Raw genomic sequence first — 26,278 nt, 5'->3', positions numbered from 1 at the left:
ATAGGCCCTTCCCCCCCTTCCCAATTATTCCTTAATACCTTGTAACCACTCATTATAACATTCGCGACATAGTATCTCATTACGATCTTCTTCGTTGTGAAAAAAACTAATGTGATGCATCTTTTCATCTGTGATGGATTCATCACAATAGAAGCATATATCCATCATAATTTGCTCCTTCCATCTAATATCTACCGTTATAATTGGCAAAATTGCAAAAAAAAATCCAATGTATGATTTGGAAAAAGAATTATGGAAAATCCATGATTTGTATGAACCTTTTAAAAGTATTAATTGTATAACTACATGAATATAAAAAAAGGAGTGGATAGAATGTCACCATGGGGTTGGGTCATTAGTTCAATAGTTGTTGCAATTTTAGGCACAGTATTTGGGATGTCAATTGGGTCCTTAAATAAACAAGTAGTTAAAGATCGTTATGGGAAGATTAATTTTAAGAAAACGGATATCTATTTTAAATGGACTAGATGGGATCATGTAATTGTCATCATCTCCATTTATACTTTTTTATGTATAACCGGATTGTTAGTTTTTCTACTTCGCGGTGATACCATCAACAGTATTTGGGTTCAATTCTTTATTCATCAAACTTTTGTTTTTTCATTATTAACATTTTGTTGGTCGATTACCAGAACTTCCTATATTCTAAAAGGGATTAAAGAGCGGTGGTCAGATGAGTTTAAGTAGTGGTCAAGAGTTGGATAAGAATCAAAGAAATTTAGAAATTCTCTTTTTAGAATACAGGAAGCCTATCTATCGTTTTGTTTACCGTTTCACACAGGACGAACAACTGAGCGTTGATATTGTACAGGACACATTTATTAAGTTTAACAAGTACCAATCTAATTACGATGAAAAGCAGTCCAATATTAAAACCTATTTGTTTCGTATAGCTTATCAACTAATGGTTAATCGCATTAAACGACGAGAGCGAATGAAAAAAATACTACCTTTTTTGAATCAACAGTTATTTAATTCAGAGGTGACTACAGAAGATCGTCTTACAATTCAATGGGCTTTAAAGATGCTGTCAAAAGAACAAAGAGTGGTAATTATCCTAATGTATTATCATGACCTAACACAACAAAATATCTCTGACATTTTAGAAATACCCCTAGGAACGGTAAAATCAAGAGTGCATCACGGCTTACTAAAATTAAGACAGTTAATGGAGGTGGAGGAAGGTGAGTAAAAAAGAAATGCCGAATAAATTGAGGAATCAATTACAATTATTTCAAGTTGATGTTCCAGCCTTTTCGATGAAAAAGAGCAGGTTGGAACGTTATGCTGATTGGTTGATGTATCCAGTTAAAAGCCCGTTAGAAAAGCTTCGAATACGGTTTGAATCCTTTAATAAAGTTATTATCTACCCATTACTTATTGTTTTTATTGTATCTTTCTTACCGTTGTTTCTTATTTAAAATATTGATATTTTCAAAAATACTGTAGTTCTAACACAAGCTGAAATTAACTACATACTGACATGAGAGTCCCTCTTTCACTAAAATTTTTTTAGGGTTTTGTGTCTACAACAGTATAATAAAAACACATTTTATTTATAACTAAACAACTAGTCTATACATACATATGCTATTTTCATAGCTTACAGTAATAAAACATTATCACAGTACGAATAGTTTTATAAGATCTTGTCTTAGCTGAAAGGAAGTGAAACTATTCAACCTGACACGATGAAGACGTTTCTACCTATGCTAGTCCAACTTGGGGAAATAGACGAATCCATGGATACTGATAAATATATGACATTATTAAGGGTTTTCTGTTGGTTGTTAATTATAGAAAGGAAGAAATGTTACTGAGATAAAGTATCTGCAGAAAAGATATAAGGGGGAGCGTTCCCTAAGAACGCTCCCCCCTACTAATTATTCATGGGTATCATTGAATTCATACTTTTTTAACTTTTGTAAATAAAAATTTCTCTTTTCCTCTTCTTTGCCTCGCTCATATTCTTCTTTGGTTATTAATTGTCCACTTATAATCGAATAAATACTTTTCTTTTTTACACCAGGCATGTTGGAAACGATATTTAATACGTCTATTAGATTGTAGTCATGCTCAGTTTCCAAGTAACGAGAAATACTGATTTCCTTTTTTCTACCAACATGGCCGTAGCTACAAACCACTTTCCAATATTTTCGTTCTTCCATAATACTTGCATCCTCACGTCTCAATGTTTTTATAGATAAAACAATAAATATGATTTTCCTCCAGACATAAAAATATATAGCTGGCTACTGGAATGGCAAGAGCTTATTTATTAATCTCTGATATGGTTACTCCCTTTGGAATTAATTTACACCTCCTTATTAGTAGTATATGGAGGTCAGTATCGAGTAATGGCGGTGTTTGGAGGAGATATCAACTAAAAAGGCACTTGTCTAATAGACTATAGCCACCTATGTATTAAATAGATTCAGGATCATTTTTTTAGACGTTAGGAATAAGGGAATCAATCACTATAATAAGGTAGAAAGTAGAAGTATACTTGTTTTTAATTAGGTTCTTTTCATAGACTTTGTTACTCTTGTCACGATATCTATAGAATCACCAGTAATAACTACTTATTTGATGGTTGCGATCACTCGCTCCGGCAGAATACTCCGCTTTCCGTGGGCACGGCCTCAAGCCTTCCCGTGACGCAAAGACCGCTCTTCCGGGATCTTCGGACTCGTGCTGTTCCCACAGGACAAGGAATGCTACGGAAGCGTTACATCGCACGAAGAAAATCGGGTTGTATTTTCGAGGAGTCTCCGTATTCTGCCTACGCTATATAAATTTTTCTCATTTTGTGAGTTGTTAAAACCCATGTAATTAACACTTCTTAGACCCTGCTGACTAGAGAGAAGGATCATGCTAAGCTGTGGAAAAATGCGAGGCTCCTGTGGGAAAGGAACAGTCTGAAGACCCCACAGCGAGTGTTCTTTGCGAGCGAGGAGGCTGAAGCGTTCCCCACGGAAAGCGAGTATTTTTCCACAGCGTCGCATTTGCACTCAATAAATTAAAGAATTCAGTTACTGCAGTTTTTCTCTCAACTGCGTCATTCTGAAAGTAAGAATGTATGAGAAAAGAGTTTTTAATAAAAAAGAAGATGACCCGTTTAAAGGTCATCTTCATCATGATTGAAATTATAGAATGTCTAGTCTAACGATTAACGCAATTAAGATCTGTAATAGAATTTGAATGTTAATTGCAATATCATTGTCAGTTGTAGATACAGTAACTCCACGTGAATTTTCAATATAAACCTGCTGTTTATTTGTTTGGGTAGATTTAACTTTTGCAAGTAGATCTTGTGTTACAGCATCTGCTCTAGAACTATCCGCAATAGAAACGCTGACTACTAAAGCGATGGCTGCTTGAAGTGCTGCTTGAACATTCAGTGCTGCTTGGTTATCCGTAGTAGTTACATCTACTTCACATGAATCTTTGATTACGATTGATTCAATGGATTCTTGTTTACTTCTCACTTCTGCATCCTCCTCCTGTACAACAGTGTCGTCAAAGGGGTGGCTATCTGTTGGATCAAGTGCGTTCCACTTTCTAGGTGATTTGTTACATGCTTCTTGTACTGGCTCTGCTTCATAGCAGCATGCATCCTCTACTGGTTCTTGTTCATAACAGCATGCTTCCTCCACCGGTTCTTGTTCATAACAACATGTTTCCTCAACTGGCTCTTGTTCATAACAACATTCATCATGTTTAGGTTTTCTTTTTCTCGAAATCATAACTGTTCGATTACGGTTGTTGCGTCTTTCCTTTCTTTTAGATCTTTTTGACATAATAACTCTCCTTTCTTGTGATTTACGATATTGTATGTCAGTAACAATAAATGGTAAGGGTACTTATCCAATATAAAACACCTATTTATTGATAGAAGCGTTAATTAAACTATTACCTATTAAACAGAGTTAGTTATAAGTGATAAAGGAAATTATAGAGATTATAAGGTTTAATCAAACCGTTTTAGTATAGAAAGTATAGGTACAATAACGTAAAAAAAGATGATTCCACACTTGCACTTTGGAATCATCTTCATGCTCTAATATTAAAGGTATATTTTTATTTTTCCTTGTCAGTAGTCTTCTTTGTTATTTCATCTACGCTTTTTTGCATATTCTTTACTACATCTAATATTGTTTCTTTATCCTTAGGTTCTAATTTATCTTTATCCAACTTTGCTCCGTGTTTCTTTAATGTTGATGCCACCAAAGCATCAACACTTTTAAAACTTATATCCTTACTCAATTTGTTCACCTCCTAAGTATCGTTTTCTATATCTTATTCTAATCGCTTTTATGCGTGCTATAGATAGTAGTCTATTTAAGTATTAAAAAGTAATATATTGGCCTAGTGCTGATAATTGGCTTACACGAAAAGGAATTGTTCTTTATAAAAAGAAGGAAGTTATAAGGAAAGATATTGTTATTTCTTAGGTATTTTGAATCATTTAAGTGAAGGCAAGGTACCTTTCTATCTAGCATATTAGTGGAATTATTTGTATTTCAAACAAATGCCCTTACAGCAAATTGCGATTCGCATATAGTGAATAGAAATCTATTATAGAAAGGATGATAAAGTTGGCATTAAATAGTAGACAAAGAAGCCTATTGGAAATGCTTAATCAAATGACGCAAAATCTAGTGAATAATAACGGTCAGGATCTGGATTTCTCTATTGATTTACCGGGATTAGATGTCGATGTCGATATTGATATCGATAAGGGAGATGGAGGAACTGACACACCTACAACTCCTACACCAACTAACCCAACAACATTAAGGGATGTACTATTGGACTTAGTTAATGAACAAGTCGAAGTTACAACACCTTTTGGTACAGTTACTGGGACATTGCTTGCAGTAAGAGAAAACTATATTGCAATTATTGATAGTACTGGTAACACTGTGCTAGTTCGTATTGAAAAAATTGAATTTGTTAGTGAATTATAAAAGGAGGGGATACGGATGTTTGAACAAACATTTGCTGCAGAATTAGCTAGTCGAATTGGTTCTAGAGTTGAAGTTGCGACAGATAATAATTTACTTGAAGGGATTCTTGCCACAGTTACAGATGAATTGGTTTTAGTTATTGATATTAGTAGTGGATATGGACAGAATAACAAGTTATATGTCTCTTTAAGTGCTATTAACTATGTCCGTTTTCTAGGAGCAGCATAGTTAGTTTTAATAGAAAATGGTTGGAATATTAAATTTTGCGACTCAAACATCTGTTTGAGTCGCTTTTTTATCCTTTCCATAAGAGAGTGTCTTGGTGAGTAGTAGGAGACCATAAAATGCTAAGGTGGATGCAAGGATATTTCTGTATCAAAGAATTAGCATAGATCCAAAAGATGTCTAATTTGAACAGAATGCAGGATGTCATCTAAGCGAAATAACCCCCTTTGGATAATTAGGTTAAATCCAAAGGGGGTTAAAAGCTTCTTCTGGGAGAAAAGCATATTTTTGTTCAGAACGTGTTCAATATATTCCGTTTTTAGAAATAAATTTTTGCTAGAAACATACAGATAAATTAGAAAAGATCTAAAATGTCATTACTTTTGATCATCCATTATGGCTTCACTTATTAAATTGGTAATCCTAAGTGCTTCCATTCCGTCTTCACCAGTTACGGATGGAGTTCTATCTGAGTTAATACAATTAATAAAATCTGTTAGCTGAATTTCTAACGGTTGAACATAACTGTTTACTTTTATACTTTGAGTCATATTATCTCGAGTTATATTCAGTTCGTTATTTAAGATGTCAACCTCAAAAATAGCATTCTCAGTTAAAACTTGGATTGTTCTTACTTTTCTTTTTGATTTAAAACTGGCAGTAAACTTAGCTATTACACCTTCTGATGATCGAGCAATAACAAGTGCGTGCTTTGGTGTATTTTCTATCATTTTGCCTAGTGTATAAAACTCTATTAGACTGTCGTCTTTGAGTATTTCCTGCAGAATATAAAGGTCATGAATCATTAAATCTTTCACGACATCCACATTTTTAATTCTTTCACTATATGGACTCATTCGTTGAAAATCAATTCCGATGATCTTTTCATTTTCTAATTCCTTTGTAAGAGCTTTTATTAGTGGATTAAAAAGTTCAATGTGTCCGACTTGAAGTTTTACTTCACCCGCAGAGGCCTTGCGGATTAATTCTTGTGCCTGTGGGATTGTATCTGTAATAGGTTTCTCTATTAACATATTTACCTTGTGCTTGATACAAAGTAGTGCGATATCATAATGGAATTCAGTCGGAACAGCTATACTAACAGCGTCTACTGATTGAAGAAGGCTAATTAATGAATGAAATTGTTTTACTTTATATTTTTCTGAAATCTGACGACTTTTTTCTTCATTGTTATCAAATACACCAACGAGTTGACAATGTTCCATCATATTTAAATATGTTCTGACATGATTTTCCCCCATTTTACCTGTTCCAATTACACCGACTTTCATAAATTAATTCTCCTCACTTGTATGATGACTCATTTGATATCTTATGCAGGAGCTTGGAAGTGAGATGGACTACCGTAACGAAAAAACAAATTTGGCATAAGTCCTATTACAAATTACTAGATAAGTAAGAAAAGGAGAGAAAAAAGGTGCATATATTATTTATTGCTGAGGATACATCGGGATTTATTAGTAAGAACTATTATTATTTAGAAAAAGAACTATCTAAAAATATTGATTTAACAGTATGGCGGAAGTCTGGTCATATTCAATACATTTTGAAGCAGATAGACAAAAAGCCAGACTTTATTCTCTTATTGAATGATATGGATAGGAACATGACACCGATGATAAAAGGTCTAGGTAATATAGACATTCCAACTGGATTGTTTGTTAATGATGTTCATCGATTTGTTAAACTAAGAAAAAATTATATCGAAAAAAATAAGATTAACTTTCTATTTTCTGTCACACGGGATCAATTTATAGAGATTTATCCAGAATATAAAGAAAGAATAGAATGGTTTCCACACTTTGTTCATACAAACATTTTTAAAGATTACGGAATGGCAAAGGATATAAATCTGTTAATGATGGGTGCTATTAACGACTACTATCCTTTTAGACAAAAACTTCTGAAGGCGTATGAAGGGGACTCTAATTTTACCTATCACGGTCATCCGGGATACCGGAACTTTAGTAAAGAAGAGGAGGAGCAGCTCTACATTGGGGAGCAATACGCTAGGGAAATTAACCGAGCTAAAATAATGTTTACTTGTCCATCAAAACTAAATTATCCCGTACTGAAGTATTTTGAAGCCCTAGCATGCAAAACACTGCTCCTAGCACCAACTTTTAAAGAGCTTGAAGATCTTGGTTTTATACCCAATTTTCATTTTATTCCGGTAGATGAAGTGAACGTTAAGGAGAAAGCAGCATATTATTTGGAGAATGAAAAAGAGAGGGAAAGAATTGCTGAACAAGGCTATCACTTTATTAGACAGAATCATACTGTTGAAGGCCGTACAAAACAGCTAGTTGAAAAAATAAGTAGTCTTATTAGAAAATAAGGAGGGATTTTGTTTATGTCTTTTATTCCGGAAAGTACACAATTAGGTACTAATACAGTAATAGAGGATGGTGTAGTTATTGGAGAAAATGTAGTAATCGGACATAATACAGTACTTTTACAAGGAACTAGAATTGGTGACGACGTAGTAATAGGAAGTAACTGTGTACTTGGAGTCAAACCGAGTGTAAATAAGAAAATGCGTAAGATTTCTGATACGAACAATAGCTTAATAATTGAGTCAGGCACTCGTATTGGACAGTTGGTATCGATTTATTCTGGCACCCAAATTGGAAAAGGAGTTTTCATTGGAGACCAGGCAAGTGTTAGGGAAAATGTTTCCATTGGCGAAGGATCGATTGTTGGGAGGGCTGCTATTGTTGAATTAAATACAACGATAGGAAAATCATGTACAATCCAAACGCTAGCGTACGTTACGGGTGATACAACGTTGGAAGATAATGTGTTTATTGGTCCTTGTGTTTCGATGTCAAATGACAAGTATATGGGAGCAAAGGATTTCTCCCTGAATGGTCCTTATGTAAAAGAAGGTGCCAAGATTGGAAATAATGCATCATTATTACCAGGTGTTTCGATCGGAAAAAACACAATCATAGGTGCTGGTTCAGTTGTTACGAAAGATATAGGGGACGATTTGATTGTAGTAGGAGTTCCCGCAGAACAAATTAACCATAAATAGTTAACTTTTGTTTCTCGAAAGATGGCAAAGTAACAAGAGAGGTGAACGGTTTGGATCATACTAAGATTAAAGATGTGAATATGTTGATGCATGGTAAATTTGAGGCAGTTGGAAAACAAATTGGGAATGACTATTATGTGCCATTGTCTTTACTTGAAAAAGGATATGGCACAGAAAAGGTGTGGATCGAAAAGGATAAGACATTAAAACTTCAGGTGACGAATGCAAGGCCATTAGAAATAAAGCCTTATAAATACAATGGAAATTACTTGCACTTTGACAAAAATGAAGTGGAAAATTGGAATGTTGAATTGGATGATTCGGGCATTCCAATAACTATTTACCCCTTTGGAAAACATTATAATCCTTCAACTATCGCCCATTATGGACTCCAACATTACAGTATATTCTTAAAAGATAAGAATGAAAGAAGTAAAAGTATATTTTTAAAGGTAGCGGATTGGTTCATTAATAACCAAGACACGCAAGGAGGATGGGCCTATCACTTTGATCTCCCATATTTTCCGAAACGACTAGATGATGTCAAAGCACCGTGGTATTCGTCTATCGGTTTAGGGATGGCTCTGTCCGTCCTAGCAAGAGCTGCTTACCTGACAAACAATCGTAAATATAGTGAAAGAGCGAGGAGAGCTACCACTATTTTTAAAACACCATCCCCTAAAGGTATTCTAGCTAAGTTTGAAAATAAATATTGGTTCTATGAGGAATGTCCAACGGATCCACCAAGCTATATATTAAATGGTTTTATGTTTTCGTTAATTGGACTTTATGACTTATACAAAGCCTCTGGGGATGATCTGAGTAAACAGCTGTACGATAATGGAATTATTGCATTAAAGAGAATGCTACCATTATATGATTTGGGAAATCGCTCCTCGTACGATCTAACCCACTATACAACGGATGGTGGGTATCCTAATGTTGCAAAATGGGGTTACCATATAACCCATATCCATTTGCTAGCGGCTCTCAATACAATAGAAAATGATTCTAAGTTAGGAGAGACGTTACAAAGATGGAGGGACTATGTAAACGGATATAAAGTTAATGGTTAAAGTACAAAAACACCAGAAGAGGTGAGTAAGTCTCACTACTTCTGGTGTTTTTGTATTTTATAAGGTTTTTTTAGTATTTAACCTTCCTTTTGCAACAGGTTGATTATTTGATTTGCGGTGTCACCATTTCCAAATAGATCGGGATGTGCTGAAGGGATTTGGATAGATCCTACACTATCAACTATTTGTTGGCTATTAGCACCAACTAGTTGGTTCCAGCCTGTGTCTACGGTCTCAATCCATTCTGTTTCATCTCTAAGTGTGATACAGGGAACTTTCAGCATATAAGCTTCTTTTTGTAACCCACCAGAGTCAGTAAGGATAAGGTTAGCATTTGATGAAATTGTTAGCATGTCAAAGTAATCCATTGGATCAACAATTTTAATGGCTGAAGAATCAATTAAGTCAGTTAAGTTAAATTGATCGATTTTATTTTTTGTTCGTGGGTGTAAAGGGATAATTACTTGTCTATCTAGTTGCTGAAAGGCTTCAAGAATAGATTTTAATCGCTCTGGTTGATCAGTATTTTCCGCCCGATGAACGGTAGCAAGGTAGAAGTTATCGCTTGATAGAGATAACTTCTTTAAGATTGGAGAGTGCTGTCTTGCTTTTTCCTTAAAATATAACACAGAGTCATACATGATATCCCCTGTTAAATGTACACCTTTTGTAATACCCTCTTTATTTAAATTGTCGACTGCAGATGAAGACGGACAAAGTAGCCATTTAGATAGGTGGTCTGTTAATAAACGATTTATCTCTTCAGGCATTTTTTTATTAAAGCTCCTTAGCCCTGCTTCTACATGAGCAATTGGGATATGGAGTTTCGCTGCTGCTAGACTACCAGCGAGAGTAGAATTAGTATCCCCGTAAACTAAAACAATATCTGGGTTAATGGATAACATAATCTGTTCTAGTTCTTCTAACATCTGGGCAGTCTGTTTCCCATGAGAGCCGGATCCAACTCCTAAATAATAGTCTGGCTGTGGGAGGTGTAACTGATTAAAAAATACCTTAGACATATTATCATCGTAGTGTTGACCAGTGTGCACGATCACTTCATCCATGTCTTGCCTTATTTTAATAGCCTTAGATAGCATACAAGACTTTATAAATTGTGGTCTTGCCCCAATAACAGTTAAAATTTTCAAAATTAAACTCCTTTCTTATACGATTTTCAAGATTTGGCATACTATATTTCCAACACTAATTATTTTATTCAGTACTGAATAGTTCGTTATTGGAACACTACTAGTCAATAAGAAAATGTTACTAGAAAACCATTAGTAGAAATGCCAGTTTAATAGGTGAAAGGAGTAAAAAAATGGTCCAAAAGGTATGTATGTTAGTGGCAGAACACCCTTTTTTAGATTCGAGGATCTTTAAGAGGGAAGCGAAAAGCTTGAAGAAGTTAGGATACGATGTAACGATGGTTGTTCCTAGAAAAGGTGGATATCTTTTCGATATAGATGGTACGCCTATTAAAGATAAATTTCTAGAACCAAAGTTTACACATGAAGGGATTAAAGTGGTAACGTACGATTTTGATGAAAGTAGAGGTCCGCTGAGTAAAGTGTTATCACCTGCTTCACAGTGGCAAGAAGGTTTTGACAACCCGTTAACTAAACTTGGGATAGAGCAGGAAGCGGATATCTACCATGTTCATGAATACCTATCTTTATTTGCAGGAGTTGGTGTCAAGCGACAGCTACAAGAGAAGAATAAGGCAGTTAAACTAGTTTATGATAGTCACGAATTAACACCGGATCCTTTTGATACTAGAAACCCAGAATCCACAAGAAATAACCTCAAAGAAAAGCTTTTGCTTATGCTGGATGAGGTTGATTACGTTATTACTATTTCCCCTTCTATAAAATCTTGGTTTTTATCTCAAGACCCGACATTACCAGTAGAAGTAATCTATAACTCGCCGCCTTTAGCACGAGATTATTCACCTAAGGACTTTAATCATAACCAAATGGTTGTAAGCTATGAAGGGAATATGGATTACAAAAGAGGAAGTAAAGATAAGATTATGAAAATCACTGAGTTATGTTCAAAGGAAATGGATTTTCGCTTTAAAATAATTGGTGGAACAAGGTATGGCGATTCATTCGAGTTATCAAGTGATTTGAGCGATAAGATTGAAAGAACAGGATGGGTAGACTACGACTCTATATCGAAACATTATAATGATGTGGATATTGGATGGATTGATTACGAAGATCTACATGATTCCTTAAATCGGTCCTATGCGATGCCAAACAAATTCTTTAGTTATTTAAATAATGGGGTTCCAGTATTAGTGAATCGATGTCATGAGATGGAATCATTTATTCGTAATCATCAATGTGGTTTGATTATTGATAAGAAAAATGTTACTGCTAAAGATTACTCTGAGGCAATTATTTATTTATCCAAAAATAAATATCTTCTACAAAAAATGAGTAGGAATGCACGAAACGTTATGGAAACCACATATTGTTGGGAGAAAATGGAGAGGAGGTTAAGGAATGTCTATAAACAGTTAACTGGACCAGAGTTACTTATGATTCGTTAATATTCGACAATCAAAGGAGGTCTGAAAATGAAACAAAAGGTTTGTATGTTACTAAGCTATCTTCCTTTTCTAGACGCAAGGTTATTTGAATGCGAAGCAAAGAGTCTAGTGAAGTATGGATATGACGTTACCATTATCGCACCGCGTAAAAATGGATTTTTATATGACATCGATGGCAAGCCATTTATCAAACAGTTTTCTGAACAAACGTTTTTTTTTGAAGGAATAAAAGTAGTCACATATGATATGGAGAACAGAACAGAAAATGCACTAACGGATCCACTATTTAGGTTAGGGTTGGAAGAAGGCGCAGATTATTATCATGCACATGAATTAAACTCTTTTTATTTTGGTAAGGAAATTAAACTTGCTCTAAAGAAGAATGGGAAGGGTGCAAAGTTAATTTACGACAGTAGGCAACTAGCTCCCGATCCATTTTCCGTGACGTTAAGGGAGGAAGATAAGCAAAAGTGGAGGGAAATGCTTCTTGATAGCCTCAAAGAAGCGGATTATACGATTGCTGTATCTGATTCGATAAAAGCATGGTATTTAGCAATGGATCCAATGTTCCCTGTTGAAGTCATTTATAATTGTCCACCACTTGCTTCTAATTATCAAATAAAGGGGCAACAAGATGGTAAATTTGTGGCTGCACATGAGGGGAATGCATCAGGTGCAGTTCTTCAGAAATTCTATTCGATTACCGACTTGGTTCAGAAGGAGGTTGATTTCCACTTTAAAATTATTGGCGGTCCTAGATTTGGCGAGAACGTTGTAGTACCCGAACAAGTAAAGAATCAGATTATCCGAACAGGATGGGTTCATTATCACTCTCTCCCAACCTTACTATCTGATGTTGATATTGGGTTGATTGATATAGACCCTACCAACTCATTAAATAATTCGTTTGCGATGCCTAGTAAACTATTTAGTTATTTGAACAATGGTGTACCGGTCATCACTAATAAATGTAGTGAAGTCGAAAAAATTATTAACACTTATCAATGTGGTTTGGTTCTAAATAAATTAAACCCAACACCAAAGGATTATGCTGAAGGGTTACTATTTCTTAACCAAAATAGGTCCATGTTAGAGCAAATGAGTATGAATGCTCGTAGGGCAGTGGAGGAATTTTATAATTGGGACAACATGGAGAAACGACTTATTTCTATTTTTCAGTCCTTGGAGTCTAAGCAAACGTCCTATCTACTATCATAAGTGAAATCCTATTAAAGGAGGTGGTGAATAGGAATGGAGGTTTGTTTTTTAGTGACCGAACACCCTTTTAAGGATGCACGTATTTTTAAAAAAGAAGCTAAAAGTTTAGCTCGAAATGGTTATAAAGTAACGATGATCGTACCAAGGAAGGATGGCTATCTCTTTGATGTTGATGGGAGCCATTTTAAAAATAGCTTTCTGTCCCCGACATTTAACTATCAAGGAATAAACGTTATAACTTATGAACAGTTTTATCCAGAGAAAAATCTAAAAAATTCCCTTTATAATCTTATATCAGGTAATCATCATCGTTTCACAGACAGATTAACCCAGTTAGGAATACAGCAGGAAGCAGATATTTACCATGCCCATGAGTTCTTTTCGGCGTATTCTGGTGTTGGAATTAAGAGGGCTTTAGCAACCAAAGGGAAGCAATGCAAATTAATTTATGATAGCCATGAACTCGAGCCTGATCCTTTAAGCAATCATTCTCGAAATACACAAAGAGTAAAGCTGCAAATCCTCGAAGCGATGTTGAAGGAAGTAGACCAAGTAATAACGGTTTCTGAATCAATCAAAACGTGGTACAACTCAATCCATCCAAAACTCCCAGTAGAAGTTCTCTATAATTCCCCACCATTAGCTCCTGAACCTAAACAAACAAATTTGGCAAAGTCAGATCTAGTACTTGTATATGAAGGTGTCCTGGGACCTAATCGAGGTAACTTTCAAAAATTAGTTGATGTATTGGAATTAGCAAAACAACAACAAATGATTATAAAAGCAAAGATTATTGGAGGATGGAAGGAGGGAAAGAAACCTTCGATCCCCCATCATCTAGAGGATAGGGTCACTTTTACAGGATGGGTCCCTTTTTCCTCGATTCCGGAAGCAATGAAAGATGGCAATATAGGATGGATTGATTTAGATACAAATAACTCCCTAAATAACCGATATGCAATGCCAAATAAATTCTTTAGTTATTTAAATAATGGTGTCCCAGTTTTGTCTAATCTGAGCGAGGATATGGCTCAATTTATCAGACATTATCAATGTGGGCAAGTAATTAATAAGCGTCAGGCTTTAGCTGAGGACTATCTTCAAGCCTTAAGCGTGTTGAATGACAACAGAAACTTACTTGAGCAGATGGGAAAGAATGCTCGAAAGGCGATGGAAGCAGAGTATAGTTGGGAACACATGGAGAGAAAGTTGTGGAGGATTTACTCAAATATTAACTAACTAAATAAGAAAGGAAGGATTACACATTGAGAGTACTACACATCCCGTATGGACCACCTATGATTGAATTATGTCAGGCACTACGATCCAATGGTGTCGAAGCAACTGCCTGTCATTTTGATAATAATAAATTTGATTTTAGACCCGACATTTGCTTAGCGCTTAACGAAAAGTCAGGTAAGGAAAGAGAAAAGTTTCTCAAAGGATATCTGCAAGAATCGATTGAAAAGTACGATATTTTTCACTTTCATTTTGGGGAGACGTTCTTTCCTGACAAACGAGATCTAGCCATGCTGAAACGTGCAAGCAAGAAATTAGTTGTTCATCATCATGGCTCAGATATCCGTTTGCTATCTGTTGCGAAACAAAACAATCCTTATATACGCGTAAAGCCAGAATGGACAGAGGAAAAGATAAATGAAAATTTAGCTATCCTTTCAAACTATATCGATCATGCTATTGTTCAAGACCACGAATTGGAAACGTATATTTCGGGTGTATATAAGAACGTCCACGTTATTCCTCATGCTGTTGATGTTACAAAATTCAAACCATCCTACCCGAAAGTGGAGAAGGGCATACCACTAGTTGTCCACGCTCCAACTATGAGAGACCTCAAAGGAACTGAATTCATCTTAAACGCGGTATCTGAATTAAAGCGTTCAGGGATGGCCTTTCAATTTAAATTAATTGAAGGGATGTCCTATAACGAAACAATGCAGCTTATGGCAGAAGCAGATATTGTCATAGATCAACTAAGAATCGGAGCAAGTGGATTTATAAGTACAGAGGCAATGGCATATGGTAAACCAGTTATATGTTATATAAGAAAAGATCTAGTCTCTAAATACCCAAGTGAGCTTCCAATAGTTAATGCTAATCCATCCAATATCACTGGTGTATTAAGAAATCTACTTGAAAACGAACAAATGTGGGATAACCTTGGGAAGCAGGGGAGGAGGTATGTTGAAAAATATCACGATGCTAATGTAGTTGCTGATAGGTATATAGATATTTATCGACAGCTATAGAAAATCCCACTTAGACTCTAGTAACGTTTGTCAAATAATGAAGCAATTCGTCCAAACAGAGAAAAGTTATTGTCATACAATAACATAAATTTCCAAATAAATTGAAAAATGAGGTGAGAAATAATGATAGAAAGAGACCAGTTATTTTCAAATGTAGCTGTTGTTGGTCTTGGTAAAATTGGGCTTACGTTAGCTGCTGTTTTTGCTAATAATGGCTATAAAGTTTCCGGATCCGATAAAAATGAGGATGTTGTTAATTCTATTAACAATGGGGAAGCGCATGTGAAAAATGAACCTGGTTTACAAAAGTTAGTTTACGATGCACACGAAAACAAAACTCTTTCTGCAACCACTTCTAACGTAGAAGCTGTTTCGGAAGCGGACATTGTGGTTGTAATTGTACCGGTTTTAGTTACAGATGATAACAAGATAGATTATCAATTTATTGATGCAGCTGTTGAAGACATAGCAGAAGGATTACAAAAAGGATCGCTCATTATTTTTGAAACAACCCTTCCACCAGGAGATACTCAGAATCGTTTTGGAAAAAAGATAGAAGAAATATCTGGGCTAAGGATGGGAGAAGATTTCTACCTTGCTTATAGTCCGGAAAGAGTCTATTCTAACCGGATTATAGAAGACTTAAAAAACTACCCAAAGGTGGTAGGTGGATTTAATCAACAAAGCCTGGAATTGGCAACTGATTTTTATAAAAAGGCTTTAAACTGTGAATTAATTAAAGTTAGTTCATTGGAAACAGCGGAGTTCTCTAAAGTTGCAGAGTGTGTTTATCGGGATGTAAATATTGCTTTATCTAATGAGCTGGCAAAATTTGCTGAAGAAAAGGGTGTAAGTATAACCGAAGTTATCAATGCAAGTAACAGTCAACCATTTTCACATCTCCACTCCCCGGGCATTGGTGTAGGGGGACATTGTATCCCCATTTATCCTTATTTTTTCATTAATAAAGGGTTAGTCCAAGGGTTAACACCAATGGCTAGAGAAATTAATGATAGTATGGCAAATCATGCTATTAGCAAAATAGAGAATAGGCTAGGTTCACTAGAAAACAAGAATATTCTTATTCTAGGATTATCGTATCGTGAAAATGTAAAGGAACCTACTAAATCAACGGCGTTACTACTAATGGATCTGTTAAAAGAAAAACAAGCGAATGTATTAGTTAACGATCCACATTTTACAAGTAGTGAAATAATAGATTACGGTGCGTTACCTCTGTCCATGAAGGATAAGTTTGTTTCAAATATTGATGTCGTTATTCTACAGGCTTTTCATAAGGAATACATGTCACTAGACTTTGAGGATTTTAGTAACTGCAAGCTTATTTTAGACGGTAGAAATAAATTGAATCAGGATGAGATAACTAACCTAGGAATCGTATATGAAAGTATTGGTAATGAAATATAGATATAAGGAGGGTTCTTTTTAATGTCAGAGAGTACTGTTATCCAGGTACCTATGCTAGATTTAAAGGGAGAATTAGAGCTATTTAAGGAACCGATAGTTAATAATATAGCTGAAGTAGTTCATAGCGGGGCATATATTTTAGGAGAAAAAGGAGAACAGTTTGAAAAGCAAGTAGCGGAATACCTTCATGCATCCTATGGTCTCGGAGTAGGGAGTGGGACGGATGCATTACAGCTATCTTTAAAAGCACTAGATATTGGACCAGGTGATGAAGTTATTACTACTCCGTTTACTTTCTTTGCTACTGGTGAAGTAATTGCACAGGAAGGGGCAAAGCCTGTCTTTGTAGATATTGAAGCGGACACGTACAATCTAGATCCCTCTAAAATAGAAGAAGCAATCACAGAAAAAACAAAAGCTATTATTGTCGTCCATTTATATGGTCAGACTGCCAATATGAAAGATATTATGACAATTGCAAATAAATACAATCTAAGAGTAATAGAAGATGCTTGTCAGGCAATTGGTTCAGAATATGAAGGGGAAAGGGTCGGAGCAATTGGTGATCTGGGTTGCTTCTCATTCTTTCCTACAAAAAATCTAGGAGCTTTTGGTGATGCAGGCCTTGTCGTAACAAACAATAAGGCTATGTCCGAAAAGATAAGGATTCTAAGAAATCATGGTAGTGAAGTAAAATATCATCATTCCATGACTGGCATGAACAGTAGACTAGATGAATTACAGGCTGCAATTCTACTTGTTAAATTAGCTTATTTAGATACTTTTCTTGCAAATAGAAAAAAAATCGCCAGTAATTATACGGAACATTTTCAAAATATAGTCAAGTGTCCACCTATTGTTGAAGGAAGAGAGCATACTTTTCACCAATATTGTATCGAGGTGGAACATAGAGAGGAACTTGCCGATCAACTAAAAAGGAAAGGGATAGCAACCGCAATTTATTACCCTATTCCATTGCATTTACAACCAGTATTCCAATACCTTGGTTATAAAGAAGGTGATTTCCCTGTTGCAGAACAAGTGGCTAAACGAATATTAGCATTACCGATTCATCCAATGCTGACAGAAAAACAACAGAATCATGTCATATCATCGGTGACTAGCTTTATAAATGATAATAAATAAACCAGTAATAGAAAGTAATGCTTCAAATGAAGAGATAATAGGTAGTTTAAAACAGTCTATGTGAAAAACCTAACGAATTGTTAAATAACTAGGCATTCGCTCTTTCTTTTTTACGAATGCCTAGTTATTTTAGAAAACTTGTTTATTTTATAAATTCCTCAGAAACTCATCCCATTCCACATTGTTATTCTTTGTAATGCTTTCTTCGTGTTCACGTACGTTATATACAGTGAAATCATGGTATTGGAAAGAGGACCTTGTTATTAATTTGTTTAGCACACTTACATCTTCGTATAATCTTCCGTCAGCAAATTCAATAACAGGAAACCCACCAATTTCTTTTAACGTAGAGGTTCTATATATTCTTGGACCTAGTGGAAATCGGTAAGAAAGTAAATCAGATTTACCATTTACAGGTACACCCTTGGCTATTCTTTTAAAGAGAACGTCTTCAGGCAACTGTTTCCATTTTCTAAGGTTGCCATATAATACGGAGCTCTCCTTAGGGAGTGTGTTTAGGAAGCCTTTAATAACTGTCACGGCATCAGCATCCAACCAATCATCAGCATCTAGTTCTAAAATAAATTCAGAGTCAACAAATGGTAAGAGGTAATTTAAAGCCCTTGCTTTTCCACCATTTGACTTATGAAAAACCTTAATATTTTTACCTTTATTTAATTGGAGGAGTTGGTGATAGGAGTTATCGGTTGAGCCATCATCAATAATAAGGATCTGTTCAAACGGTTCCATTTGTAACTGGCATGAAGCTACTGCCGCTTCCACATACTTTCCCATGTTGTAATTAGAAATTATAACAGTGAGTGAGGGGCCTTCTGAAAGTTTCTTTTCCACTTGATATTTTTGAATTTGTTTTTCTTTTTCGAGGATGGTAGCAGATCTGGTTTGTCTTGATTGCCTTAGTAAACCCTCTTTATGTATTTGTTGGGATGGTTCCACATTTGTAAGCCAGATTGGAAAGAGTGCTTCTTTGAATGGCAATTGATTACCTGTAGGGAATATATTTCGTTTAAGAAAAGATGTATGTATTAGGAGTGGGCGGTGGATATATACATTATTATTAGTGTTGTGTGTAGTTAGAACATTTTTTGAGTATGGAATTTCTAATGTGTCACTGGTTAGAGAGAAGTCTAGGTAATCCCGTTCTTCAAGAAATAATACATAAGAAGTAGGGATGGAAGGAATTACTTCGTTTATCATTTGTCCTTTGTCTTTATTACTTGTAGTAACAAATTTAATGTTTTTAAAGCTTTTATCAATATTCATTTTGTTTTTTGTGAAAACGAGAACAGACTCAATCCGGGAACTTATATTATTGAGAGATTCAATTGCTTTTAAGAGCGCAGATTGTTCGGAATAATCGACAAGAATAACAGTTATATCTTTCAACATTTCTTCCTCCGTTCTATCTAAAAAATCATCCTCTCTAACAATACTTATGCAATTTATAAACCTTTGATTACGTATAACGATCCATATAATAACAGGCACTACTGTTATAAAACCAGTAATGCCTGTTATTTTTACAATTTAAACCTTGCAATTAAGCTATTTAATTTCTCTGCCATATTGGATAGATCATTTGCACTGCTTGCAACTTCTTCCATAGAGCTAGTCGTTTGTTGAACAGAAGCTGCTGTTTGTTCAACACCAGCAGCAGACTCCTCCGAAACCGCAGCAATTTCTTCAATAGATGTATTCATCGTCATACTGCTATCAGATATGTTAACAAGGTTTGTTGAAATTAGTTGTACACCTTTAGCCATGTCAGTCAAGGCATCATTAATTTGTTCAAACGTTTGACCCGTCAATTTTATCTGGTTTGTTCCGTTCTCTACTTCTTTATAGCCACCCTGTAGAGAATCCGTTACATTGCTTGATTCCTTTTGAATACCTGCGACAATTTGTGTTATATCTTTAACAGAAACTGCAACCTGTTCGGCAAGCTTTCTTACTTCATCCGCTACCACAGCAAACCCTTTACCGTGTTCACCAGCACGGGCTGCTTCAATTGCAGCATTCAATGCTAAAAGGTTCGTCTGATCAGCTATATCTTTAATGACGCCAACTAATTTGGAAATTTCTTGTGATTGGTTGTCTAAACCTTTAACTTTTTCTACTGCGTCTTGCACGATGCGGTCAATACTTGCCATTTGATCAATGGAAGAATGCATCAACTTGCTACCTTCTTTTGTTAAGCCTAGTACATGCTGGGAGGACTCATAAACTGTTTCCCCACTTGTATTCGCTTCTTTTATGATCGAAGCAAAACCGGTCATCGTGGAGGCTAATTCACTTGTTGTATTAGCCTGTGTTTCAGCACCTGAAGATAGTTCCTGCATTGTAGAAGCTACCTGAATGCTACCTTCTTTTACTTCATTAGCAGATTGAGTAAGTTCTTCGCTTTGAGAAGAAACTGATTCAGATACTTTACTAACCTCTGTTAATAGCTCCTTGAAGTTTTTTGCCATTTCATTCGTTGCTAAAGTTAGTGCTCCAACTTCATCCTTTGAGTTTATTTTCAGTGGTTCATCACTTAAATCACCATTTGATAGAGTCTTCATGCGTTCACTAACTTTAATAATTGGTTTTGCGATAATATTAGCTGTAAAAACTGCTATTACTAACCCTAATACAGTAACCAATAGTGATACGACTATGCCTGTGATCAAGGAAGCGGTGTTTCCTCTTGTAAGTTCATTACCACTATCTACTATTTTAGCTTCTCTATCAGATACTAATGTTGTAAAGCCCGAAATGATTTCTTCACCTAGTGGTGATACATCGTTCTGAAGGTTCTGTTTGGCTCTTAGGATATTACTCGTGTCATAAAGAGCAAAGACATCTTCCTGTACAGCCTTTTCCCACTCGCTAGATTTAGCAACAAGATCTTTAAACTGTTGTGAATCTGATAATTTCAACGCGTTTTCTTCCACTTTATTGCTTTCTTCTGTAAGGGTATTGAACTTGTCTTTGTATTTTTGGTCCCCCGTAATAATATAGGCTCGAGCAGCAGCGATTCTTTCTGAAATATTAAATTGGAGTTTTTCGTCTGCAAGTAATAAAGGGAGTTGAGAATTCACAATATGAGAAGCATCCTTATTAGATTGGAGTGAAGTAATGACATTAGATAATCCTAATAAGATCGTTAGAGTAATAATGATTGAAAACCCTACTATAATTTTTGATTTAATTGATTTTAAATTTAAACTAATATTTAATTTGCTATTTGTTTTCTTGGTTGATTTAGTTCTTTTCTTTGGTTTTATATGTTTTAAATTGAAAAGCTTTTTCACAGGAAACACCCCTTCAGTGTTAATACGGTTAGATGACAATCTAGGACTCTGGAACTACCACCTCCTATATAAGCGCTATCCCCCTAAAAAAGCTGTTTCTTATAACAAGAAACAGCCCAAATTACAAATCTTTTAAACTAATAAAAATATGTGATCTTTAATAGTAAAATGAATGGTAGCCAGGCGATCTCAGTTGTCTCTTAGACCCTTTGCTTTGCGTCCTACCCTTACGAATAGTTTGCCTTTATCAAATAATTTATATATTCTATGTTTATATATTAGACACATTTTTGTTAAATTTCAACAATATTCTTTAAAATACAACAATTCTATCATTTGAAAAATATACCAAAAAGTAGGACTAACTAATTATAGAGTGGGTATGTCTATAGTAATGGTCCACAATCTACATACTTCTTATTTAACATGAAAGAATTTGTCTATATAAATGAAAGTATATAGGTTGGTAGATTATTAAATGGTATGATAAGAATATATGTTTCTATACTATGTTTTGGAAAAAACAGCATACAGAAGGATGGTTCTTGAAATTAGATTAACTACTATAAATCCTGCAAGTACACTACTGATGAAATTGTTTGAGTAAAAAATATGTAGTTTATCGAAGGGAATTTCAGGATGTGGATGTGATTATATGATGATTATTGCTTTATTAATCCTAATAATAGGGTTTATACCACTAGTTTTAGGGATGAGTGTATTCCGAATATACAAAGGTACTAATCTGTCTATGCCTCTGTTTCTTTATATGCTATTGATTTGTTTATGGCAAATAGACCTAGGTATTCTATATCTAGTTGAAATCTTACCGTATCCGACAGCATTGTTTATGTTCAAGCTATTTAGGATTACCGTATTTGCGATTCCAATTATCTTTTATTTAAGCTATAAAGCAATTTCAGAGCACTCTGTTATGATAAAAAATAGTAAAGGGTGGTTTAATAAAGCGATTGTCCTTATATATAGTAAGCGGGGATTGTGGGTTTCTGTTGCTCTAAGTGTTGTGGTTTATTTATTAAACTGGACGCCTTATGGGGTTTCAGGTTTATATGTTGAGCAAGTAGTTCAATCTGAACTTAGTTTTTACTTCCCTGTTTATGGTATTGCTAATAAAATCTATGTAGTCTACATGGGTACTTCATTCCTATTTATGCTATTTAGTTTCTTTGCCTTTTCGAGGATACAAAATAAATCACTAAGAAGATTTATGCGTACTTTTATTGCCTGTTCGTTTCTTCTTTTTGTAGGTGGTTTTTTGAATTTTGTACCGTCAACAGGTGTACTTATAAGTAGTTTAGGTGTTATAGCGTTCTCCATTGTCATTATCTTTTCTTTCATTAAAATGCATCTAACACAAATGAGAAACTATAATAATATATTAGAGCGACAGAAGAAATTAGATTACTCTGGTAATTTGGCAGTTAGTCTGATTCATGAAATAAAGAACCCGATTCATATTATCCATTCCTATAGTGATTACTTAACTGAGGTACAACCCTTAACAAACAAAGGGGAAGGGATAGTTGATCAGATCAAATTGGCAACGAAACAGTTAGATGATATTGTGAATAGTTTTCGGGACTATATAAAAACAAGCGAGATTGAATTCCACCTAGAAGACTTAAATAAAATAATTGATAACGCTATTGTATTAACACAGGAAAATATACGGGAAAATAATGTAGAGGTTGTATTTGAAAGGAATTATAATGCTTTATACGTCCTTGCTCATAAATCATACATGACACAGGTATTTGTTAATTTAATTAAAAATAGTTCGGAAGCTATACCAGGTGACAGACAGGAACGAAAAATATCAATTAGTACCAATAGTACAGAAGATTCGTTTATTGTGAACGTAAAAGATACAGGGAAGGGAATTGAGCAAGAAAAATGGGAAGATATCTTTAACCCTTTTGTAACGAGCAAATCTACAGGTATGGGTGTCGGTCTACCATTTAGTAAAAAAGTGTTGTTTGAACATCGCGGAGATCTAAAGATCGTAGCTAGTGATTGTAATGGAACACACTTTCAAGTCCTATTACCACAGTCACATTTAGATCAACAAAATGAGGCGTAACCTAACCTGAAAAAAGTTCAAAGCTATAATTAGCTTTGAACTTTTTTTATTGGCAAGTCGCCAATTTATAAATAAAAGGATAGTTCCTCTTCAATAACTTCCCTAATTTTCGCTAAACATTCTTCAGGATCTTTCCCATGAATCCTTTTACCATTAACCATAGCATAAGGCTTAAGCCTACATAATCCACAAAAGCTTAAACAGTCACTTACTAGAACTGCCACGTCAGGGTATTCTGATTCAATAATCCCCTCGATATCGAGCGTATTCATAAGGTTACTATCACAAATTTCAACAACTACGATCCCGATAAGAATCACCTTCTTTATATGGAAATTACCGATTGGTAATATCTATAGATTATAATCGTTCCTAAACTTAACTTTTATACACAACTTTGTCAACATTTAAGTAGTAAAACACAAAGTTTGTTATTTACTTCACAAACTTTTTGGATTAAAATAATAGTGAGGTAGGTGAAGATAAATGGCGAAACAATTGTCAACAAGGCAAGCTATTCTTGAATTGTTAAAGAAACAAGGTAGTTTATCAGTAAGTGGATTAAAGCAAGACTTAGACATTACCGAAATGGCAGTAAGAAAACACTTAGTAAAGCTTGAAGGAGAGAATCTAATTACCTCTCGAACAGTAAGGCAGCCGATGGGTCGTCCTGTAATTTATTATTCGTTAACGAAAACAGGAGAAAACATATTTCCTACCAACTATGATGCCATCGCAATGGAGTTTCTGTTTGATATAGAGGAAAGTATGGGTACGGATGCTATTGACAAGCTTTTTGAAAACAGGGAAAAGCGGATGCGTAAGAAATACGTAAGAAGAATTTACTCAGATGATTCATTAGAGGACAAGGTGAAAGAACTTGTTAGCGTTCAAAATGAAAGTGGGTATATGTCAGAATACCACGAAGAAAGTGAAGGGGAATTGTCTTTCTCGCAATATAACTGTCCAATTGCATCTATTGCTAATAAATACAGTAAACCGTGCGATTGTGAGCTGTCACTCTTCAAAAGTGTGTTAGGTACGGATAATGTCGAGAGAGTAGCGTGTATTGCGAAGGGCGAAAGCAGTTGTAAGTATGTTATCAAGCAGGATCAACTTGAAAAGGTTGAAAGTTAACACTTGGGCTCCACAATAGATAAAACGAACATTCCCATACACTCCTATTAAAAAGCTTAAGGCATGGTCCTCAGGCTTTTTAATTTGTTTCTTAGGCTCTTACGTAAACTTTGTTGTTTTTAATCGCATAGTAGAGATAAAATCTGCAGTAACTTATCAAGATTTAATTAAATGAGTTTTAAGTGCGGCGCTGTAGATTTTAGCGTAAAAGGAATTCTAACGTCGCGAAATTAGAAAAATATCAATAATTCGCTACGTTAAAGGGCTGCTTGCGTCGCGAAAATAGAGAATCCAAAAGAACTCGCTACGTTAAAGGGCTGCTTACGTCGCGAAATTAGAAAAATATCAAGAACTCGCTACGTTAAAGGGCTGCTTACGTCGCGAAATTAGAAAAATATCAATAATTCGCTACGTTAAAGGGCTGCTTACGTCGCGAAATTAGAAAAATATCAATAATTCGCTACGTTAAAGGGCTGCTTACGTCGCGAAATTAGAAAAATATCAAGAACTCGCTACGTTAAAGGGCTGCTTACGTCGTGAAATTAGAAAGATCAAAAGAGTTCGCTATGTTAGAGCGCCTATCCTGCTTATTACTGCAGAGTCTATAGATATTGTAACAAAAGCCAGCACTAGTTACTTACAGAGCTATTCTTTAAAGTTAAACGCGACTGGTATCCCTCATATGTCGCGAACTACTACTGTTCCACATGATTAGCATCATTGGGCTGTATTTAATATCCCCATTTACAAAGAAGCCGTGCTTGTGAACCATCTTAATTAAAAGCAGTAAAAAAGGTCCCATTGATGTTAGGATTCTTAGAAAAACCGCTGATAATTTAAACTATCCCTTAGTCACATTACCTATTTGTTGATCATATCTTATTCTAGATTAGAATGGGGAGGTATGATTGTGGTTCTACCTATTATTGACGTTGGGTTAATGAATGAACACTTAACTGCGCATCAAGGGATTATTTATAGATTTAGGAATTATGAGAAGTTAGTAAAAGATCCTTTTCTGCAAAAAGTACTAGCGGAACATATTATTGTCCTTCAGGATCATGTGAGAGTGATGTTAGAACTATTAGAACCAGATCAAACTGGGTGGGTTGCGTTAGCCACTGGAAACCCTGATGTAGATCCAGGTTTAATATCAGACCAACATGCTGGTGATACAAATGTAAAAGCATTGGTAACAGATCTTATGAGTACGTCTAAGCATATGGCTAAAAGTAATTATGGTTCTGCTCTAGAAATGGCTAATCCAAATGTAAAACATGTTCATTTTCAAATGGCTATGCAAGAAGCGTCATTCCAAAACCACTATGCACATTTCATGAAGCATAAAGGGTGGGCATTTGCACCAAAAAGCTCTGCAGAGGTACAGTTAAAGACGATCGAAAAATATATTGGATAAGTTTCAAGAAAAGTATCTTTTTTCAAAAAATTATACACAGGAAGTAAAAAGGCTGCACAATAACTGTGCAGCCTTTTTAAACGATTGTCATGATTATATAACCGAAAAGGGGAGGAATCGGGTTCTACATGAAAATGGATCAAGACAATCACTTACCCACAATTCTATCCACATCTGAATGCTTTTATACACAGGAATTGATAAAAGTATCCACACTTTCCACAGAATACTTTAAAGTTATTCACATTAACTTATACACATCCCTTTACGCTGGGATAGGGGCTTTTTTCTACACTTATCAACATTGTGCACAAGCGTGTGGATAAGTTTTATACAC

General features: G+C 35.1%; 26 protein-coding genes and 1 riboswitch. Of the genes, 17 read left to right on the top strand and 9 right to left on the bottom strand.

The features are described 5' to 3' along the window. Positions 1-24 precede the first annotated feature (24 nt). Positions 25-165, bottom strand: a complete 141-nt coding sequence (locus H7K77_RS05600; RefSeq protein ID WP_222599241.1) for a hypothetical protein — start codon at positions 163-165, stop codon at positions 25-27. 168 nt (positions 166-333) lie between these two features. On the opposite strand from H7K77_RS05600, the gene H7K77_RS05595 reads away from it, so the two are divergent. The 3 genes from H7K77_RS05595 to H7K77_RS05585 are packed head-to-tail and all read left to right on the top strand — an operon-like array spanning position 334 to position 1,442. Beyond that, positions 334-708: a hypothetical protein gene (locus tag H7K77_RS05595; protein ID WP_186576741.1), complete on the top strand. Its 375-nt coding sequence runs from the start codon at positions 334-336 to the stop codon at positions 706-708. Beyond that, a complete protein-coding gene (locus H7K77_RS05590; RefSeq protein WP_186576740.1) occupies positions 695-1,213 on the top strand; it encodes an RNA polymerase sigma factor in 519 nt (172 codons plus the stop codon). The genes H7K77_RS05595 and H7K77_RS05590 overlap by 14 nt, the downstream gene beginning before the upstream one ends. Continuing rightward, positions 1,206-1,442 carry a hypothetical protein gene (locus tag H7K77_RS05585; protein WP_186576739.1) on the top strand — a complete coding sequence of 79 codons (237 nt, stop codon included), beginning with the start codon at positions 1,206-1,208 and terminating at the stop codon, positions 1,440-1,442. Before H7K77_RS05590 ends, H7K77_RS05585 begins: the two co-directional genes overlap by 8 nt. Before the next feature lie 462 nt (positions 1,443-1,904). On the opposite strand, the gene H7K77_RS05580 is transcribed toward H7K77_RS05585, so the two are convergent. From H7K77_RS05580 to H7K77_RS05570, 3 genes are all read right to left on the bottom strand, one after another. Further along, entirely contained in the window at positions 1,905-2,189 is a 285-nt protein-coding gene (locus H7K77_RS05580; RefSeq protein ID WP_186576738.1) for a hypothetical protein, read from the bottom strand. 978 nt (positions 2,190-3,167) lie between these two features. Next, complete coding sequence (locus tag H7K77_RS05575) at positions 3,168-3,677, bottom strand: spore coat protein (protein WP_407926417.1); 510 nt, start codon at positions 3,675-3,677, stop codon at positions 3,168-3,170. 424 nt (positions 3,678-4,101) lie between these two features. Next, a complete protein-coding gene (locus tag H7K77_RS05570; protein ID WP_186576737.1) occupies positions 4,102-4,287 on the bottom strand; it encodes a hypothetical protein in 186 nt (61 codons plus the stop codon). A 332-nt stretch (positions 4,288-4,619) separates the two neighbouring features. Between H7K77_RS05570 and H7K77_RS05565 the strand changes: the two genes are divergently transcribed. Both H7K77_RS05565 and H7K77_RS05560 read left to right on the top strand, forming a co-directional pair. Continuing rightward, a complete protein-coding gene (locus H7K77_RS05565; RefSeq protein WP_186576736.1) occupies positions 4,620-4,991 on the top strand; it encodes a DUF2642 domain-containing protein in 372 nt (123 codons plus the stop codon). Positions 4,992-5,006: 15 nt separating this feature from the next. Then, the gene (locus tag H7K77_RS05560) at positions 5,007-5,219 is read left to right on the top strand and encodes a hypothetical protein (protein WP_186576735.1); all 213 of its coding nucleotides are present in this window, start codon (positions 5,007-5,009) and stop codon (positions 5,217-5,219) included. Between the two features lie 374 nt (positions 5,220-5,593). On the opposite strand, the gene H7K77_RS05555 is transcribed toward H7K77_RS05560, so the two are convergent. After that, positions 5,594-6,508 carry a Gfo/Idh/MocA family protein gene (locus tag H7K77_RS05555; protein WP_186576734.1) on the bottom strand — a complete coding sequence of 305 codons (915 nt, stop codon included), beginning with the start codon at positions 6,506-6,508 and terminating at the stop codon, positions 5,594-5,596. Positions 6,509-6,654: 146 nt separating this feature from the next. Between H7K77_RS05555 and H7K77_RS21690 the strand changes: the two genes are divergently transcribed. The 3 genes from H7K77_RS21690 to H7K77_RS05540 are packed head-to-tail and all read left to right on the top strand — an operon-like array spanning position 6,655 to position 9,350. After that, on the top strand, positions 6,655-7,575 hold the full coding sequence (locus H7K77_RS21690) for a glycosyltransferase (protein ID WP_186576733.1): 921 nt from the start codon (positions 6,655-6,657) through the stop codon (positions 7,573-7,575). 15 nt (positions 7,576-7,590) lie between these two features. Next, positions 7,591-8,274: an acyltransferase gene (locus tag H7K77_RS05545; protein WP_186576732.1), complete on the top strand. Its 684-nt coding sequence runs from the start codon at positions 7,591-7,593 to the stop codon at positions 8,272-8,274. Positions 8,275-8,324: 50 nt separating this feature from the next. Beyond that, a complete protein-coding gene (locus H7K77_RS05540; protein WP_186576731.1) occupies positions 8,325-9,350 on the top strand; it encodes a D-glucuronyl C5-epimerase family protein in 1,026 nt (341 codons plus the stop codon). A gap of 77 nt (positions 9,351-9,427) precedes the next feature. Here the strand turns inward: H7K77_RS05540 and wecB are convergent, their stop codons facing one another. Beyond that, positions 9,428-10,501: a non-hydrolyzing UDP-N-acetylglucosamine 2-epimerase gene (wecB, locus tag H7K77_RS05535; protein ID WP_186576730.1), complete on the bottom strand. Its 1,074-nt coding sequence runs from the start codon at positions 10,499-10,501 to the stop codon at positions 9,428-9,430. A gap of 173 nt (positions 10,502-10,674) precedes the next feature. Between wecB and H7K77_RS05530 the strand changes: the two genes are divergently transcribed. From H7K77_RS05530 to H7K77_RS05505, 6 genes are all read left to right on the top strand, one after another. Further along, complete coding sequence (locus H7K77_RS05530; protein WP_186576729.1) at positions 10,675-11,910, top strand: glycosyltransferase; 1,236 nt, start codon at positions 10,675-10,677, stop codon at positions 11,908-11,910. A gap of 27 nt (positions 11,911-11,937) precedes the next feature. Continuing rightward, the gene (locus H7K77_RS05525; protein ID WP_186576728.1) at positions 11,938-13,128 is read left to right on the top strand and encodes a glycosyltransferase; all 1,191 of its coding nucleotides are present in this window, start codon (positions 11,938-11,940) and stop codon (positions 13,126-13,128) included. A 33-nt stretch (positions 13,129-13,161) separates the two neighbouring features. Beyond that, positions 13,162-14,367, top strand: coding sequence for a glycosyltransferase (locus H7K77_RS05520; RefSeq protein WP_186576727.1), 1,206 nt, complete (start codon positions 13,162-13,164; stop codon positions 14,365-14,367). Between the two features lie 26 nt (positions 14,368-14,393). Continuing rightward, positions 14,394-15,398, top strand: a complete 1,005-nt coding sequence (locus tag H7K77_RS05515; RefSeq protein WP_186576726.1) for a glycosyltransferase family 4 protein — start codon at positions 14,394-14,396, stop codon at positions 15,396-15,398. Between the two features lie 123 nt (positions 15,399-15,521). Then, positions 15,522-16,826 carry a nucleotide sugar dehydrogenase gene (locus tag H7K77_RS05510; protein ID WP_186576725.1) on the top strand — a complete coding sequence of 435 codons (1,305 nt, stop codon included), beginning with the start codon at positions 15,522-15,524 and terminating at the stop codon, positions 16,824-16,826. Positions 16,827-16,865: 39 nt separating this feature from the next. Next, positions 16,866-17,972, top strand: coding sequence for a DegT/DnrJ/EryC1/StrS family aminotransferase (locus H7K77_RS05505; RefSeq protein WP_328701047.1), 1,107 nt, complete (start codon positions 16,866-16,868; stop codon positions 17,970-17,972). Between the two features lie 147 nt (positions 17,973-18,119). Here the strand turns inward: H7K77_RS05505 and H7K77_RS05500 are convergent, their stop codons facing one another. Then, entirely contained in the window at positions 18,120-19,379 is a 1,260-nt protein-coding gene (locus H7K77_RS05500; RefSeq protein ID WP_186576795.1) for a glycosyltransferase family A protein, read from the bottom strand. A gap of 134 nt (positions 19,380-19,513) precedes the next feature. Continuing rightward, positions 19,514-21,286, bottom strand: coding sequence for a methyl-accepting chemotaxis protein (locus H7K77_RS21685; protein ID WP_328701043.1), 1,773 nt, complete (start codon positions 21,284-21,286; stop codon positions 19,514-19,516). A gap of 171 nt (positions 21,287-21,457) precedes the next feature. Next, a riboswitch (cyclic di-GMP riboswitch) is annotated at positions 21,458-21,539 on the bottom strand. Positions 21,540-21,941: 402 nt separating this feature from the next. Here H7K77_RS21685 and H7K77_RS05490 point away from each other — a divergent pair. After that, positions 21,942-23,387: a sensor histidine kinase gene (locus H7K77_RS05490; protein ID WP_186576723.1), complete on the top strand. Its 1,446-nt coding sequence runs from the start codon at positions 21,942-21,944 to the stop codon at positions 23,385-23,387. A 65-nt stretch (positions 23,388-23,452) separates the two neighbouring features. Here H7K77_RS05490 and H7K77_RS05485 read toward each other — a convergent pair whose 3' ends face one another. Further along, the gene (locus tag H7K77_RS05485; protein WP_186576793.1) at positions 23,453-23,698 is read right to left on the bottom strand and encodes a DUF1450 domain-containing protein; all 246 of its coding nucleotides are present in this window, start codon (positions 23,696-23,698) and stop codon (positions 23,453-23,455) included. 175 nt (positions 23,699-23,873) lie between these two features. Between H7K77_RS05485 and H7K77_RS05480 the strand changes: the two genes are divergently transcribed. Together H7K77_RS05480 and H7K77_RS21475 are read left to right on the top strand one after the other, a co-directional pair. Further along, positions 23,874-24,524, top strand: coding sequence for a helix-turn-helix transcriptional regulator (locus tag H7K77_RS05480; protein WP_186576722.1), 651 nt, complete (start codon positions 23,874-23,876; stop codon positions 24,522-24,524). A 910-nt stretch (positions 24,525-25,434) separates the two neighbouring features. Further along, positions 25,435-25,941: a spore coat protein gene (locus H7K77_RS21475; protein WP_186576721.1), complete on the top strand. Its 507-nt coding sequence runs from the start codon at positions 25,435-25,437 to the stop codon at positions 25,939-25,941. Positions 25,942-26,278: the final 337 nt, after the last annotated feature.

This window comes from Aquibacillus kalidii, assembly GCF_014280935.1.
GTDB classification, from domain to species: Bacteria; Bacillota; Bacilli; order Bacillales; family Amphibacillaceae; genus Aquibacillus_D; species Aquibacillus_D kalidii.
The sequence above is the reverse complement of the archived record's forward strand: the minus strand, read 5'-3'. Positions and strand labels throughout refer to the sequence as shown.

Excerpts from the sequence above, each read along its gene's own strand:
- H7K77_RS05490 (WP_186576723.1), top strand. The coding sequence starts at position 21,942 with ATGATGATTATTGCTTTATTAATCCTAATAATAGGGTTTATACCACTA.
- H7K77_RS05555 (WP_186576734.1), bottom strand. The coding sequence starts at position 6,508 with ATGAAAGTCGGTGTAATTGGAACAGGTAAAATGGGGGAAAATCATGTC.
- H7K77_RS05580 (WP_186576738.1), bottom strand. The coding sequence starts at position 2,189 with ATGGAAGAACGAAAATATTGGAAAGTGGTTTGTAGCTACGGCCATGTT.
- H7K77_RS05545 (WP_186576732.1), top strand. The coding sequence starts at position 7,591 with ATGTCTTTTATTCCGGAAAGTACACAATTAGGTACTAATACAGTAATA.
- H7K77_RS05510 (WP_186576725.1), top strand. The coding sequence starts at position 15,522 with ATGATAGAAAGAGACCAGTTATTTTCAAATGTAGCTGTTGTTGGTCTT.
- H7K77_RS05525 (WP_186576728.1), top strand. The coding sequence starts at position 11,938 with ATGAAACAAAAGGTTTGTATGTTACTAAGCTATCTTCCTTTTCTAGAC.
- H7K77_RS05600 (WP_222599241.1), bottom strand. The coding sequence starts at position 165 with ATGGATATATGCTTCTATTGTGATGAATCCATCACAGATGAAAAGATG.
- H7K77_RS05595 (WP_186576741.1), top strand. The coding sequence starts at position 334 with ATGTCACCATGGGGTTGGGTCATTAGTTCAATAGTTGTTGCAATTTTA.
- H7K77_RS05520 (WP_186576727.1), top strand. The coding sequence starts at position 13,162 with ATGGAGGTTTGTTTTTTAGTGACCGAACACCCTTTTAAGGATGCACGT.
- H7K77_RS05590 (WP_186576740.1), top strand. The coding sequence starts at position 695 with ATGAGTTTAAGTAGTGGTCAAGAGTTGGATAAGAATCAAAGAAATTTA.
- H7K77_RS05480 (WP_186576722.1), top strand. The coding sequence starts at position 23,874 with ATGGCGAAACAATTGTCAACAAGGCAAGCTATTCTTGAATTGTTAAAG.
- H7K77_RS05560 (WP_186576735.1), top strand. The coding sequence starts at position 5,007 with ATGTTTGAACAAACATTTGCTGCAGAATTAGCTAGTCGAATTGGTTCT.
- H7K77_RS05530 (WP_186576729.1), top strand. The coding sequence starts at position 10,675 with ATGGTCCAAAAGGTATGTATGTTAGTGGCAGAACACCCTTTTTTAGAT.